Raw genomic sequence first — 16,280 nt, forward strand, 5'->3', positions numbered from 1 at the left:
ACTTCTATTTTCTTCCACAGCAGTTTTTATATTTTAAACCACTTCCGCATGGACATGGATCATTAGGATAAACTTTGTCTTCATCACGTTTTACAGGTTCTTTTACTGATGAATCGTCTTTGTTAGTTCCTGTAACCTTTGCCACCTGCTCTCTTTCAATCTTCTCTTCAACATGTACATGCATAAGAAGTTTGACTGTGTCTTCCTTAATATTCTGTGTCATTGCATCAAACATATCAAATCCACTGATTCTGAATTCTACAAGTGGATCTCTCTGTCCATAAGCCTGAAGTCCGATACCCTGACGTAACTGTTCCATATCATCGATATGATCCATCCATTTTCTGTCTATTACTTTAAGAAGTATTACTCGCTCTAATTCTCTTAACTGTTCTGGTTCTGGGAATTCAGCTTCTTTTGCTTCATACATCTTAACTGCTTTTTCTTTTAATAACTGTTTTAATTCATTCTTACTCTTAGCTTCAACTTCTGCTGTTATTGGTTCAAGTGGAATGATTGGCAATAATAATTGATTAAGTTCTTCAAAATTCCAGTCTTCTTTGTGCTGGTCTTCACCAATACTCATATCAACTTTTGCTTCAACAATATCTGTGATCATGCTGTAGATATTGTCTCTCATACTCTCGCCATCAAGAACTCTTCTTCTCTCTTCGTAGATAATCTCTCTTTGTTCGTTATTTACCTGATCATATTCAAGAAGGTTCTTTCTTATGCCATAGTTATTAGTCTCTATCTTTCTCTGTGCTTTTTCTATCGCATTAGATAACATCTTGTGTTCAAGTGGCTCGTTCTCTGGAACTCCAAGCGCATTAAATGCCTGTAACATCTTATCTGAACCAAAAAGTCTCAGAAGATCATCTTCAAGTGATATGTAGAATCTTGATTCACCTGGATCTCCCTGACGTCCTGCTCGACCTCTTAACTGGTTATCGATACGTCTTGATTCATGTCTCTCTGTACCAATAATCTTAAGTCCACCAGCTGCTTTGGCTTCATCATCAAGTTTAATATCTGTTCCTCGTCCTGCCATGTTAGTTGCAATTGTAATTGCTCCATGCTGTCCTGCCTGTGCTACAATCTCTGCTTCCTGCTCATGATATTTGGCATTAAGTACCTGATGCTTGATGCCTCTTTTCTTAAGAACTGCACTTACTGCTTCTGATGCTTCAATTGTAATTGTACCAACAAGTACTGGCTGTCCTGTTGCTTTTGCTTTTTCTATCTCATCTGCAACTGCATGAAGTTTCTCTTTTTTAGTCTTAAATACAATATCTTCTTTATCTACTCTGGCTACTGGTCTGTTAGTAGGAATCTCTACTACGTCCATTCCGTAGATCTCTCTGAATTCTTTTTCTTCTGTTAAAGCTGTACCTGTCATACCTGATTTCTTCTCAAATTTATTAAAGAAGTTCTGGAATGTAATTGTTGCAAGTGTCTTACTCTCTCTCTTAACTTTAACTTTTTCTTTGGCTTCAATTGCCTGATGAAGTCCGTCTGAGAATCTTCTTCCCGGCATTATACGTCCTGTGAATTCATCTACGATAAGTACCTGGTCATCTTTTACAACATAATCCTGATCTTTGAACATAAGATTATGTGCTCTTAATGCAAGGATAATATTGTGCTGAATCTCTAAGTTCTCTGGATCTGCAAGGTTCTCTATATGGAAGAACTTCTCAACTTTTGTTACACCTTGTTCTGTAAGGTTTACAATCTTATCTTTTTCATTAACGATGAAGTCTCCATCTTCTTTGATTGGTTCACCCATGAGTGCATCCATCTTACTAAGTTCTCCATCACCTTCACCTCTTGTAAGCTGTCTTGCAAGAATATCACACATCTCATATAATCTTGTTGACTTGCCGCTTTGTCCTGAGATAATAAGTGGTGTTCTTGCTTCATCAATAAGTACTGAATCGACTTCATCGATTACTGCATAGTGTAACTTACGAAGTACAAGCTGTTCTTTGTATATTACCATGTTATCTCTAAGATAATCAAATCCTAATTCATTATTAGTTACATAAGTTATATCACACTTATAAGCTTCTCGTCTCTCATCGTTATTCATTCCATTAAGAACTATACCAACTTTAAGTCCAAGGAATTCATGAACCTGTCCCATCCATTCAGCATCTCGTTTTGCAAGGTAATCATTAACTGTAACGATATGAACGCCTTCGCCTTCAAGTGCATTAAGATATGCCGGAAGTGTTGATACAAGAGTCTTACCTTCACCAGTTCTCATCTCAGCAATACGTCCCTGGTGCAGTATTATACCACCAATAAGCTGAACTCTATAGTGTTCCATGTTAAGTACTCGCTTTGCAGCTTCACGAACTGTTGCAAAAGCTTCAGGGAGAATATCATCAAGCGTCTCGCCTTTTGAAAGTCTCTCTTTAAATTGTCTTGTCTTATCTTTTAATTCTGCATCTGAAAGTGCCTGCATCTCAGGTCTTAAACTTTCAATCTGATCCACTATCGGATATATTCTTTTTAATTCTCGCTCACTATGAGTTCCAAAAATTTTTTCAATTACTCCCATGTCTTAATTCTCTCCTAAAAATAAGTATATTTTTCATCACTATCACATATTGTAACATTATATCTGATATTATTCAATAAAAAATGCAGCCACTTTTGTGTAGCTGCATTCTCTATTTTATTTTCCTAGTACACTGTCTTTAAATATTGTATATCATACAATTATACTAAATATTATGTACTAAAATTCTGGTTCTATTAAACCGTATGTACCGCCTTTTCTCTTGTATACAACGTTAACTTCATCAGTCTCTGAATTGTTAAACACGTAGAAGTTATGTCCTAAAAGTTCCATCTGTACACATGCTTCTTCGGGATCCATAGGTTTTATTCCGAATCTCTTGGTTCTTACAATCTTAATGTCTGATTCTTCGTCGTACTCTTTTTCAAGATAATCATCTGTAAAAGGACTACCTGCCTGCTTAGCATCGATAATTTTATTCTTATATTTCTTCATCTGTCTCTCGATAACCTCTTCTACTAAATCGATTGACACATACATATCGTTGCTTACCTGCTCTGAACGAATAATGCTTCCTTTAACCGGTATTGTAACTTCTATCTTCTGTCTGTCTTTTTCAACACTTAATGTTACATTCACTTCTGTGTCCGGTTTAAAAAACTTCTCCAGCTTTCCAAGTTTGTCTTCTACTGCTGTTTTTAGTCCTGGGGTTACATCAATATTTCTTCCTGTAATTATAAAACGCATGCTGCCCAACTCCTTTTACTTAAAAGTATAAAAGACTTGAGTTGAAGTCTTTTATCAATAACAAGTTATGATTTGATTTTGTAAATCATCTCTTGTTGATATATGTTTATTATAACACAATTCACTCATTTTGCAATAATAAATGCAATTTGTTCATAGTTTATTCACATATAAATACACTTTTCCACATTCATCTTTCAATATTTTACCATTTGTAATCTTTTGTGAGATAGTGTATCCATAATTTAAAAGTCAATAGTTTTGCGTGTTTTTTTGCATTTTATCAACATTAACAAAACTTTCGTTCGTAGTTTATACCATTAATTCCACAACTTTTATACACTTATTTATTGTGGATATTGTGGATAACTTGGTGTATAACTCTTTTTTGACCTAATTTCGTGTGATTTAATTGTGGAAAAAACTGTCGCATTTTGTTATATGCAGCTTGTCAATTATTGATGCTCCATGTTTTTATCCCTGTTTTTGTGCATTTTGTATAATTGCAAAAAAGTCAACTTTATATCGGCATTTTTTGTCTAGGTAATTAGTACTATTTAATTCAAGATTATTTTCTGTTTATTTATGTGAAGAAATAATAAAAATTTGCAAAAATCCCATCTAATGATCTGATATGTTCTCTTTTATATAACAAGTTCTATTATAGCTTGTATGTATAAATGAGCATATATCAAAATCTTTAGATGGGATTCTTATATGTCCGTTATATTATTCTTATATTATATGTATTAGTAAACAGCTTACTGTATGCATAATGGCTATTATATTGTTATTAGCCAAGTACTGTACAATATTTGTATGGTGTTCTGTAATACATACTTGATGTTGTAATACCTGTTGATGGTGAAGATGCATGTACAATTCTTCCTCCGCCGATATACATTGCTACATGATAGATGTATCCAGTATTATCTGCATAGAATACAAGATCTCCTGGCTGAAGTTCTGATTCGCTAATCTCTCTTAAGTTAGCTGCCTGATCTCTTGATGATCTTCCGATTGAATATCCAAATTTAGAATATACACTTGATGTAAATCCTGAACAGTCTGTTCCATCTGTTAAGCTTGTACCACCATATACATATGGGTTACCAAGGAACTGGCATGCATAAGTTGTAATAGCTGTTCTTAAATCTGAGCTGTTAGATGCAACTGTATCAGCACTGCTATAACTCTTAGATGATGAACTGCTTGAACTTGATGATGAGCTTGATGATGAACTGCTTGAACTTGATTTTGAAGAACTCTTAGCTGCATTCTTAGCTGCATTCTTAGCTGCTGCTTCCTGAGCTGCTTTTTGTCTCTGTTCTTCTTCAAGTTTTGCCTGTGCTTCCTGAGCTGCTTTTTCTCTTGCAATTCTCTCTTCTTCCTGTCTTCTCTCTTCTTCAAGTGAAATTGCTTTATTAAAATCTACTCTTAAATCAACGAATTCTTTAGAAACGTATGCTGTTGCTTCTGAACCCATCTCAACTTTTATCCAATCTCCAAGATCTTCTACTACATAAAGTTCTTCTCCATTAGGAACCTGTGTATAGATTGTTGATTCTGTTGTAGGTTCTGTTCTTACATTAAGTACATCTGTATTAACTGTACCAATCCATGTTCCAACCTGTGTTGCGATTGCTTCAGCTTCTGCACCTGTAACAAAATACTGTGCTGCTACATATCCTATAACATCACCTGATTCTATCTGATACCAGTAGTCTCCTTCTTTGCCGACTTTCTGTACAATTGTTGCTGCACAGTTATTATATAACTTACCAACTACTTCTCCGTCAATGCTTGGTGATGTTCTTATATTAACATAATCATTAACCTGTGAAATTGCGATTCCATCATATGGTGATGTTACAACTGCCGGCTGTGTTGCTACTGTTGAACTGATTCCATTAGAAAGTAATGTATAAATCTTATCTTCAGGGTTGTCTGTGTCAGTATAATAATTATTAAGTGTAACTGAAATTCCAGCAACTGTTGTCTCACTGTCTAAAGTAAATGCTTTTGCTTCTGTCTTATTACTTAATGCAATTAATGCGAATGCTGTTAAGCCAATTGCATATTTTCCTGCGTTCTTTAACATATTAACCTCCATACCTCTTCTCTTTCTATCTAATAAAGTAGACTGACTTCCCCGCTTCATTGCCAATCTACTTATTTGTTACAAATTTATTAAATTTATTACATCGTTATTATAGCAAAGTGCATAATTCATGTCAATAGAATATTTAAAATATATAAATTACAGACAATTCAAATATTTGTGTGCTGATTGTACGGCATTGGCACCATCTGAAATTGCAGTAACTATCTGACGCAAACTCTTGGTTCTTATATCGCCTGCGGCGTATATTCCTGGTATTTTTGAGGCACAGTCTTCGCCTGCAATAACATAATTACTGGAATTTAATACATTTTTTCCCATCAGCATATCTGTTGCCGGTTCCATTCCTGCTGCAATAAATATTCCATTAATTTTTAACTTTGATGTAATACTTTTTTCATTATTAGTAAATGTTACACTTTCTACTCTATCGTCACCATTAATGGATGTGATTACACAATTCCACAAAATCTCTACATTTGTAATATCAAAGAGTTTATTTTGCAAAACTTTATCTGCTCTTAGTTCACTACGCCTGTGAATAAGATATACTTTCTTACATATCTTAGAGAGATATATTGCATCTTGCACTGCAACGTTGCCTCCACCTGCTATCGCAACTTCTTTATCCTTATAAAATGCACCATCACATGTGGCACAATATGATACTCCCTTTGCGGCAAGTCTTTCTTCTCCATCTATTCCAAGTTTTTTGTATCTGCTTCCGGTGGCAAATATTATTGTCTTTGTAGAATATACTTTATTATCTGTTATTACTTTTTTGACTAATTCATCTGTTATTACTTTAGTTACTCTTTCACTTATCATCTCTATTCCAAGTGCTTTAAGCTGCTCATTAAATCGTAGACCAAGCTCATATCCATTAATTCCCATAAGTCCCGGATAGTTATCTATTGCCTGTGTATACATTATCTGTCCGCCGCTTATTGAATTCTGTTCTATTATAATCATCTTAAGTCCTGCTCTTTTTGCATATATTGCACTGCTTACTCCTGCAGGACCTGCTCCGATTATTATCATATCGTAGATTTCTATATTATCTACTTTTGTTGTTACATTATTGGCTTTTGTTATTGAATTATCGGCTTTTGTTGCTATTGTATTGTCTGTTTTTATTATGTTATCCATAATCTAATTTTTCTCCTTTTTGCTATTATTTTCTTGTTCATCGCAAAACTTATATTTGTCCTAAAATAGGATTGTCTGCTATGGCAATCCTATGGCAATATAGTAAAGTTTTTGCGTCCTTCTGGTAAAATCACAGCTTTTTAATTATATGTTTCTTATCATTATTTAAGTTTTCCCATATTCTTATTACATATCCGTATTAATTGTTTATGATTTTTGTATTTTTATATGTTTTTCTGTTCTGTTTTAACTGTATCAACTTTTTATTTTATTCCTAATTATGTTTTTTATAATATGTTTCCAATTAAGATTCTTATAATATAGAAAAATACAAATAAAGCTTAAGCATATTTATTATTCATGATTCTTCTTTTTTGTAACTTCGCATGGTTTTATAATTTCAGTGTTTATCACTTAAATATGTAATAGATAGAATCAAACATTGCCTTAGCAAGTTGCGAATGATATTATGATATATAAGAAATATCACATTTTATACTTTACTTAGAGTTGGTATTATATATTTGGAGGTTAATTATGGAAAATTATATTATATATGATAATGATAATGTATGTAAAAATGGAAATAAAGTCGCTGTTATTACTGGAAGTTCAAGAGGTATAGGTGCTGCATGTGCTGTGAGATTTGCAAAAGCCGGTTATAATGTTGTTATTAATTGCAATAAAAGTATAGACTCTCTTATGAATGTAAAAAAGGAAATCATATCTTATAACGTGTCCTGTCTTATGGTTAAGTGTAATGTTGGCAATTATGAAAGTGCAAAGTTTCTTATTGATGCTGCATTTAATGCTTTTGGTCGTATTGATGTACTTGTTAATAATGCTGGAATATCTTATGTTGGTATGTTACAGGATATGAAGCCTGACGAGTGGAATAATATTATATCATGTAATCTTTCTTCTATATATAATTGTTGTCACGAAGTAATTCCTCACATGCTCTCTATCGGTAAAGGACGCATTGTTAATGTATCATCTGTATGGGGTGTCTATGGTGCTTCATGTGAAGTTGCTTATTCTGCTACAAAAGGTGGCATTAATGCTTTTACAAAAGCTCTTGGCAAAGAACTTGCTGCTAGTGGCATCACTGTTAATGCTGTTGCTCTTGGTGCTATAGATACTGATATGAATAAATGTTTCACTAAGGAAGATATGGATGCTCTTATTGAAGAAATTCCGGCTAACAGACTTGGACAACCTGACGAAATTGCTGACTATATCTTTAGATTAGCGACTGACTCATCTGATTATATGACCGGTCAGGTTATACAGATTGATGGTGGCTGGTGTTAATCATTTAATAAGTATATATTCCCGATAGTTGCTTTATAAATGTCATTATGAGAAAAAAATATGCTCTCGCTAAGATTACTACTTAGCGAGAGCATACTTGTTAGTTGATATATATCTTAGTGCAACTTACAAACTACTCTAAATTACCCTATAAGATTTTTAATATAGTTTTTTTAGTATTTATTCTGTTTCCTGTTCTTTAGTTTTATAATCATCAAATTTTTTCATAACTGCATCGTATGTCTTTTGTGATATCTCAGGAAGTTCTTTTCCCCATGCCTTTGTTGCTTCCTTGAAGCCTTTTGTCACTGCATCTCTCATCTTCTCCATCTTGTCTTCATCGCCGCCTGAGAGTGCAACTGCAAAATCAAATATTCTCTGTGAAGTCTCTTTAACTCCCCAGTATCCATCTTCTGATATATCTTCTTTAGCTTTATTAATTGTCGCTTCATCTGCTGTAAAGTCACCACTTGCCAATCTTTTCCACATATCTTCAAGTGATGTTACTTTGATACCCTGTTTACTAAACATTGTTGTTACAAGATTCTGCATCTGTGCAAGTCTTGTCTCTGTATCTTTTTTCATCTGTGCAACTATCTGTTTTCTCTGACTTTCTGTTGCTTTTTTGATATCATCTGTTGTCTCATATATTACGCCATCTTTAGATGTCTCCACAGATATTTCGTTCTTAGATGTATTCATATTCTTAGTGTTTTTCGTATTCTTTGCTGTGTCTGATGTCTTCTTATTATCATTCTCTACTGTTTTGTACTGATTAGTATAATAGCCATTTACAGATGTTATTTCGTTTACATTCATAATATTACCTCCATGTAAAAAAATGTTCAATCCATTGTTACGCACCCTCTCATTATCTTCATCGGCATGTTTACATAATTATGTAGAGTAAAAAATAAAAAAGCAGTTGTACATCTTGATATGATATCTTTATATAATATCTTCATATTGTACAACTGCTTATCTTATTATATATCTCTTCTATATACTTATCTGTTTTTAATATATACTATCTGTCTGTAATATGTTTACTACTTTTCGCATATACTATCTATTTGTAATATACTTACTGCTTTTAGCATATATTATCTGTCTGCAATATGTTTACTACTTTTCGCATATACTATCTATTTGTAATATACTTACTGCTTTTAGCATATATTATCTGTCTGCAATATGTTTACTACTTTTCGCATATACTATCTGTCTGCAATATGCTTACTACTTTTAGTCTATACTATCTGTCTGCAAACAGTTTTACACCGTCTTCCTGTCCATATACTGCATATCCTGCAAATCCCTGTTTTTCAATCTTATCAAGGAATTTACCTAATTTCTTAGGTCTTGCAAATAATGTTACTTTGTAATCTTTTCTAAGTTCTTCTGCAAGAATCAGTGCTTCTGCATAAGTATCTGTATCATAAAATAGTCCGATCTTTGCTTTTTGTTCAGGTATCTCATAGTTCTCACTTAAAAGAATTCCTGATATTCTCTCAAATCCGATTGAAAATCCTACTGCCGGAATGTTCTCGCCTAAGAATTTGCCTATTAAGTTGTCATATCTTCCGCCACCTGCTACTGCTCCGCTGTAACCTTTTGCTTCTACTTCAAAAATTGTTCCTGTATAGTATCCTTGTCCTCTTACGAGTGATGGTGCAAATTCTACTGGTACTGTTCCTTTTGATGCTTTGTCTACTGTATTCATTATATATAGTAAATCTTCTACATATGATGCGTCACATACTTTTGATACGGCTTCAAGTGTAAGTTCGCCACCTTCAAATAATGAAAGGAATTTTTCTATTGCTTCTTCACTATATTCTTCTGCCTGAAGTTCTTTTTTTACACCATCAAACCCAATTTTATCAAGTTTATCAAATATTATTGCAAGTTTCTCATTATCTTTTTCTTCAAATCCTGCATAAGCAAATATACTCTTTAATATTCTTCTGTCATTAATCTTTACTTTAAAGTCTTTCATTCCTACACGAACAAGTGCTTTAGCTGTTGTGAGGATTAATTCTACTTCTGCATCCATTGATGGATTACCAATTATATCAATATCGCATTGCATAAATTCACGAAGTCTTCCTTTTTGTGGCTGTTCTGCACGATATACTCTGTCCATCTGAATACATTTGAATGGATTCATAAGTTCATTACGGTTGTTAGCATAATAACGGCTAAGTGGTAATGTAAGGTCGTATCTTAAGCCCATATCTGAAAGTTCTTTTACATCACCTTTTTCTAAAGCTTCTTCTAACTTTCTTCCTCTTTTTAATACCTTAAATATAAGGTTTAAATTCTCTCCACCATCACTCTTATCAAGGTTCTCTCCGTTCTCTATGATAGGTGTTGTTATTCTCTCAAATCCTGCTTCACGATATGTCTCAAGTATCACACTCTGCATATAGTCTCTAATCTCAACTTCCTGTGGAAGATAGTCTCTTGTTCCTTTTACTGGTGTTGCTTTCAAATCCGGCACGTCCTTTCTCACTCTAATTTACTGATTTTTATCATAGCCAAATATACTGATATTGTCAAGGTAAGTTTTCAGTTTGATTGCATGAGTGAACTACTTAAGTGAACTACCTATCACCTAAAGGTAATGGGTAGTTCACTCTTGCTTATAAAAACTTCCTGAATTAAAAATCTCTGAATAAAAATCTCTGAATAAAAATCTCTGAATAAAAATCTCTGAATAAAAAAATCCATCATACGTTTAATATGATGGATTTTTGTTATATTGTTGTTCTTATATCTTAAATCTGGATATCTCACTGCTTAGTGTCTTAGCATGATTAGCAAGTTCCCCTGAGTCTTTTTCAACATTCTCACTGCCTTTTAGTACTGTTGATGAAAGTTCCTGAATGTTGACTGCTGTTGCTTCTATCTCTTCTGCTGAGGCTGACTGTTCCTCAGTTATCGCCGCCATATTAGAAGCTACGTCATTTAGTGAATGTATCTTGTCTATTATGTCATTTACATTGTTATTAGTATTTTGTATGCTCTCATATATAATGTTAAATTGTTCTGATGCTCTTATTGCAGTAGATGAACTTGTATGTATCTGTTCCATGCTATTTCTACTCTGCTCTACCGTTGTTGTTATAAGTTCCGTTACTGAATGGATAAGACTTGTTATCTCATCTGCTGCCGCTGCTGATGTATCTGCAAGGCTTTTTATCTCTGTCGCTACTACTGCGAATCCTTTGCCTGCTTCTCCGGCTCTCGCAGCTTCTATTGATGCATTTAAAGCAAGAAGGTTCGTCTCCTCTGCAATATCTCTGATTGTTGTAGTTATTTCGTCTATCTTTATTGTTGCTGCTCCAACATCTCCTATTGACTCTTCTAGTAGTCCCATATTGCCTGTCATCTCTTCCATAGCTATTTTTACCTGAGTCATACTCTCTTTGCCTTCATTGGCTTCTCTCATTGTCGTCGCTATGTTGTCTAATGTATCTTCGCCTGCCTTATCTGTATCTGATATAACTGTTGCAAGTCTTGTGGCATCTTGCGCAATTACATTAATTGAACGCACAAGCTCTTCAAGATTCTGTCTTAGCTGCTCCATTGATTCTGCCTGTCCTGCTGCTGATGTATGAAGTTCTTCTGCTATATTAAAGCTATCTCTTGCCTGCGTATCTATTGATTTTGATACACTAATAATCGAGGCTAGTGTATGTCTCATAACTCCTATAAATTCCCGCATTGAATTCGACATAGTTCCTATCTCATCATTACTGCCGGTATTAATATCTGCTGTAAAGTTACCTTCTGTTACTTCAACTATTGTATCATTAAGTGTCTTAATTGGCTTTGTTATCGCATTAATTGCAATAAGTACTGCAGCTATTATTATTATTACTGCAATTATTCCAACTGTTACAATTTTTGCATTTAATGTTGATATATCTGCAAAAATATTTTTTTCTAATGCTCTTGTTATTACATACCAATTAGTTCCTTCTATCTGTATCTTGCTTACAAGATATCTTCCATCGTCTGTTGAATATCTGTCTGTCGCTGTCTTACCAGATGTAATATCTGCCTGTATATTGCTGTAAAATGTATCTGATATGTCAGTAACTTTCTTACCTGCAAGTTCAGTATTATTATGTGCTAATACAATACCATATTCATTATCTATTATAAATGAATCTCCACCGCCTGCTACATCCATCTTATTGATTGTTGCTGACAGTTCTGCAAGGCTCATATCTGATGCTGCAACGCCTGACTTACCGGCAATATTATCACTTTTTCTTGATGCTGTCACAACCCTATCGCCTGTAAGACTATCCGTGTAGACTTCTCCAAATTCAAATGTATTGTGGTTCAGACCTTCTATATACCAGCTCTTCTTGGTTATATCTTCATCCGGTTCCCAACCTGTAGCATCTATAATATCTCCATTAGAAAGCCCTACATATATTCCATTTGGAAAATCTTCGTAAGTTCCTATATAACTATTTTGAAATTTTAATATGTCATCTTCTTTAAAATTCATGTATTCTATTGTATTTAACGCTTCATCAAGTACTGATATATTTTTATTTTTCCATGCTGTAACATCATTGGCAGCTGCCTGTGCCTGTGCTTCTAACAAACTTTTGGATTTGTTCTCTAACATCTCCTTAGATGATGTATAAGCTATTATCACAGTTATACCAAATGCAAGTATAATAAATGGAAGTATGCCTGATAATAACTTTGCTCTTAATCCGATCTTTTTTTCCATAACATTCACCTCGTTATATATATACATATATTTAAACTTTTATCATTCTTTTTATCGTTATGAAAATCTTATTTTCTTATCTTTTAGCACAAAAAAATCAGTACTACGACTTTCTGGGCAAAACTATTCAGTTATTTTTATATTAAGCATTTTATCAACATATTCAATCGCTTTGTTATATCTTGCAAGATAATCACCTGATATTGTAACTGGCTTAAATCCATATTTTTCATATAGTTTTTTTATCTTATTACCGTATGCGTAACGATCTGCGGCTATTATCTCACTTCTATCCCCATCCTGAACCCATGTGACATCAGGTTCTAAGTATAGAACTAAATCATAATTGTTAAGAGCTGCTATTGCTTCTGCAAGTTTCTCATTTTTTTTAATATTATCATCTTCAAGAAATTCCATAAAAAATCTTGTTACAAGGCAGTCTGTGTCTTCGAAAAGGACTTTATTACTGTTTTGAATTACTCGCATCTCTTTTGCTTTGTGTTCTAATAGTATTCTTGTAAAATCTTCTGAGAGCATCATTGTGTCTGTCCCTGATAATTCTGAAAGTTCTCTTCCTACTTCTTCAAGATAGTTAGTGTTGTAATGATTGGCAAGATTAACTGTTAGTGTTGACTTGCCACAGCTTTCTGTTCCTATTAACAATACTTTTTTTACATAGTATGGTTTTATAGCATTACTAAGCCAGTCCCAATGTCCATATATGTCTTCTCTTATTGCTGTTGAATTGTATCTGTCTCTTGGAAATACTACAAATTCACTTTCCGGATAACATATATTCCAAAAACTTGTCTCATCATAATCACTTCCACAGAATACTACATCTATCTTCTTGCCTATCTGTTCTCTGACTTTACTACAATCTTCTTCCCAGTATTCTTTTGTATATTCTTCTTTTGTATTAAGTGTATCTGGAAGAAGTATTATCTTAACATTGCCTATATGTTTTGTAAGTGTATATATTGCACGATATTTTATTCTTACATCAATATCTGTATCATTATCTCTGTATGATATTACTATGTAGAGTTCTTCGCATTGTGCTGCTGCTTTCATAATGCAGTCTACATGTCCTAGATGAAGTGGATTAAATGCTCCTCCATACATTCCAACTTTATATTTTGTACCATTTATCATGTTATAACTCCCTTTTTTAATTATTTTTTAGACTCTTTATACCATTTTACAAACATAATTATTGCATTGGCAAGGTATACCGCCCACATCATAAGTACTGCTATGCTCTGTCCTTCTCCGAATAATGCCGCTATCCACATTATTACCGATACCACATCTACTACTATCCACACTATCCACTGTTCTGTATATCGTTTTATCATAAGTATCTGTGCTACTATTGATAATACTGTACTCATACTGTCAACAAGTGGAAGGTTGCCACCAAGTAGTTTTAGGATATAACTGTATGCAAATATCCCTATTATACTTATTAATGTTACTATTATGTCCTGCTTTACTGTCATTCTCTCTTTGTATACTTCGTTGGATTCTTTGTCTACATGTCTCATCCATACAAACCAGCCGATTATGTTGGTTGGAAAATAGTATAAGAGATTAAGCATTACATCTCCATAGTATCTGGCTTTCCATGCTGTCAGTGCATATAGAAGTACATTGACTGTTCCAAATATGTAGTTAGACATCTTACCTTTTCCTACCAGTATTACACATGTTACTCCTGTCATTGATGTGATTATTCCAAGTGCATTGTCTCCTAGATATGCTGATACTCCTAGAATAATAAGATTAGCGAATATAAGCCAGATAACTTCCCATTTTTTCCAGCCACTACATTCTTCCTTCAAAAATTTTGATAAATTATTCATACTCCGTATTCCTCCTGTGGTTATTTTTTAACCTAATTTAAATTAGATATTGCATATTAATGATATCATAAAATATGGAATGGCAGAATATCTGTCATTCCATATTGTTAGCGTTTTTTATATTTTATTTTGGTAAAAATGCAAAGTATATCGCAAATAGCACTACAAGTACCCATACAATTGGTTTTACTTCTTTTGCTTTTTTGTCTGCAACCATTCCGATTGCATATACTATAAATCCAAGTGCGATACCATTAGTTATTGAATATGCAAGTATCATAAAGATTACTGTTACAAATGTACTTGCTGCTACTACTATGTTATCCCATTCGATTGCTTTTAACTGCTGTGCCATAAGAATACCTACAACAAATAATGCAGGTGCTGTTACTGCACTTGTTACACATGTAAGAAGTGGATAGAAGAATATTGATAAGAGGAATAACGCTCCTGTTGTACATGCTGTAAGTCCAGTCTTTCCTCCTACTTTTACTCCTGATGTTGATTCTACGAATGATGTTACTGTTGATGTTCCAAGTACTGAGCCTACTACTGTTCCGATTGAGTCGGCAAGTAATGCTCTGTCTATGTTATCAAGTTCTCCATCTTCATTAACAAGTCCTGCTCCTGATGCTACTGCAACAAGTGTTCCTGCTGTATCAAAGAAATCTACAAACAGAAGTGAGAATATTGCCATAAAACATTGTGGATGCTTTGCAAGATCTCCAAATCCTTTTGCAAATGCTCCTACAAGACTGAAGTCAAAGTCTACTGATATTACTTTTTTTGGAAGTTCTGGCATTCCTTTTACACCACACAGCCCTGCAATTATACCTACAACTGCTGTTATAAGTATTCCATAGAATACTGCTGCTGGTACTTTTCTTATTAATAATACTATTGTTACTATTATACCAAATATTGCAAGTAATACTGCTGGATCTGTTACATCTCCGAATGCTACATATGTTGATTCGCTTGCGACTACGATTCCTGCATTCTTAAGTCCGATGAATGCAATAAAGAAGCCGATTCCTGCTCCAATTGCTATTTTTAACTGTGCAGGGATTGCTTTGATTATTATACTTCTAAGTCCTGTAACTGATATAAGTATGAATAATATACCTGACACGAATACACATGCAAGTGCTCCTTCATAGCTTAATCCCATTGTGAGTACTATTGTATATGTGAATACTGCATTAACACCCATACCTGCTGATAATGCTACAGGATAGTTAGCTAATATTCCCATAAGTACTGATGCGATTGCACTACTTATTGCGGTTGCTAAGAATACACCTTGTGTGCTCATTCCTGTTGCTGACAGCATTGCCGGATTGACAGCAAGTATATATGCCATTGCAAGGAATGTTGTAAGGCCGGCTACAAGTTCAGTTTTTACTGTTGTGCCTTTTTCATTAAGTTTAAAAACCTTTTCTAACATCTGAATTCTCGCTCCTTCGTAATATTATATTTTAAAAATCACTGAATTATATTACCACATTTTCTCCCAATTACATATAGTAAATTATGATTTTTTAAGTATACTTTTAAAAATCTCACAAGGTAGTTCATTGGCAACGCCCGGATTAATATGTATCAACAAAAACCCGCTTTCGCTAAGTGTCCATCGTAGCGGTACTAAGTTCGCTATACATCTAAGATGTATAACTCACTAAGTGCCGACGATTACCACATTGTTTTCTTTTGATACATATTAATCCAGACGTTGATAATATACGTTTTTCAGAGATTTTTAAAAGGATTATCGGCTTACGATATACAAGTATGGCA

11 protein-coding genes are annotated in these 16,280 nt (G+C 33.8%); 1 reads left to right on the top strand and 10 read right to left on the bottom strand.

From position 1 onward, the window contains the following. Window positions 1-4: 4 nt before the first annotated feature. From secA to trxB, 4 genes are all read right to left on the bottom strand, one after another. Window positions 5-2,566 (bottom strand): preprotein translocase subunit SecA, encoded by a 2,562-nt coding sequence (secA, locus tag KQI85_RS12295; RefSeq protein WP_216576376.1) that lies wholly within the window; start codon window positions 2,564-2,566, stop codon window positions 5-7. A 180-nt stretch (window positions 2,567-2,746) separates the two neighbouring features. After that, on the bottom strand, window positions 2,747-3,274 hold the full coding sequence (hpf, locus tag KQI85_RS12300; RefSeq protein ID WP_216576377.1) for a ribosome hibernation-promoting factor, HPF/YfiA family: 528 nt from the start codon (window positions 3,272-3,274) through the stop codon (window positions 2,747-2,749). A 793-nt stretch (window positions 3,275-4,067) separates the two neighbouring features. Further along, window positions 4,068-5,375: an SH3 domain-containing C40 family peptidase gene (locus KQI85_RS12305; protein ID WP_216576378.1), complete on the bottom strand. Its 1,308-nt coding sequence runs from the start codon at window positions 5,373-5,375 to the stop codon at window positions 4,068-4,070. Between the two features lie 159 nt (window positions 5,376-5,534). Beyond that, complete coding sequence (gene trxB / locus KQI85_RS12310) at window positions 5,535-6,545, bottom strand: thioredoxin-disulfide reductase (RefSeq protein WP_216576379.1); 1,011 nt, start codon at window positions 6,543-6,545, stop codon at window positions 5,535-5,537. Window positions 6,546-7,082: 537 nt separating this feature from the next. Here trxB and ymfI point away from each other — a divergent pair. Beyond that, the gene (ymfI, locus tag KQI85_RS12315; protein WP_216576380.1) at window positions 7,083-7,859 is read left to right on the top strand and encodes an elongation factor P 5-aminopentanone reductase; all 777 of its coding nucleotides are present in this window, start codon (window positions 7,083-7,085) and stop codon (window positions 7,857-7,859) included. 180 nt (window positions 7,860-8,039) lie between these two features. On the opposite strand, the gene KQI85_RS12320 is transcribed toward ymfI, so the two are convergent. The 6 genes from KQI85_RS12320 to KQI85_RS12345 all read right to left on the bottom strand — a co-directional run bounded on the left by KQI85_RS12320 (window position 8,040) and on the right by KQI85_RS12345 (window position 15,930). After that, window positions 8,040-8,678: a hypothetical protein gene (locus KQI85_RS12320; RefSeq protein ID WP_216576381.1), complete on the bottom strand. Its 639-nt coding sequence runs from the start codon at window positions 8,676-8,678 to the stop codon at window positions 8,040-8,042. A gap of 436 nt (window positions 8,679-9,114) precedes the next feature. Next, complete coding sequence (gene hisS / locus KQI85_RS12325) at window positions 9,115-10,362, bottom strand: histidine--tRNA ligase (RefSeq protein ID WP_371820630.1); 1,248 nt, start codon at window positions 10,360-10,362, stop codon at window positions 9,115-9,117. Window positions 10,363-10,632: 270 nt separating this feature from the next. Continuing rightward, window positions 10,633-12,618 (bottom strand): methyl-accepting chemotaxis protein, encoded by a 1,986-nt coding sequence (locus tag KQI85_RS12330; protein ID WP_216576383.1) that lies wholly within the window; start codon window positions 12,616-12,618, stop codon window positions 10,633-10,635. Between the two features lie 123 nt (window positions 12,619-12,741). Further along, the gene (locus KQI85_RS12335) at window positions 12,742-13,773 is read right to left on the bottom strand and encodes an AAA family ATPase (protein ID WP_216576384.1); all 1,032 of its coding nucleotides are present in this window, start codon (window positions 13,771-13,773) and stop codon (window positions 12,742-12,744) included. A gap of 20 nt (window positions 13,774-13,793) precedes the next feature. Next, window positions 13,794-14,483, bottom strand: coding sequence for a nicotinamide riboside transporter PnuC (pnuC, locus tag KQI85_RS12340; RefSeq protein ID WP_216576385.1), 690 nt, complete (start codon window positions 14,481-14,483; stop codon window positions 13,794-13,796). A 124-nt stretch (window positions 14,484-14,607) separates the two neighbouring features. After that, on the bottom strand, window positions 14,608-15,930 hold the full coding sequence (locus KQI85_RS12345; protein ID WP_216576386.1) for an NCS2 family permease: 1,323 nt from the start codon (window positions 15,928-15,930) through the stop codon (window positions 14,608-14,610). Window positions 15,931-16,280: the final 350 nt, after the last annotated feature.

Source organism: Falcatimonas sp. MSJ-15, from assembly GCF_018918265.1.
In the GTDB taxonomy this organism is placed as follows: domain Bacteria; phylum Bacillota; class Clostridia; order Lachnospirales; family Lachnospiraceae; genus Falcatimonas.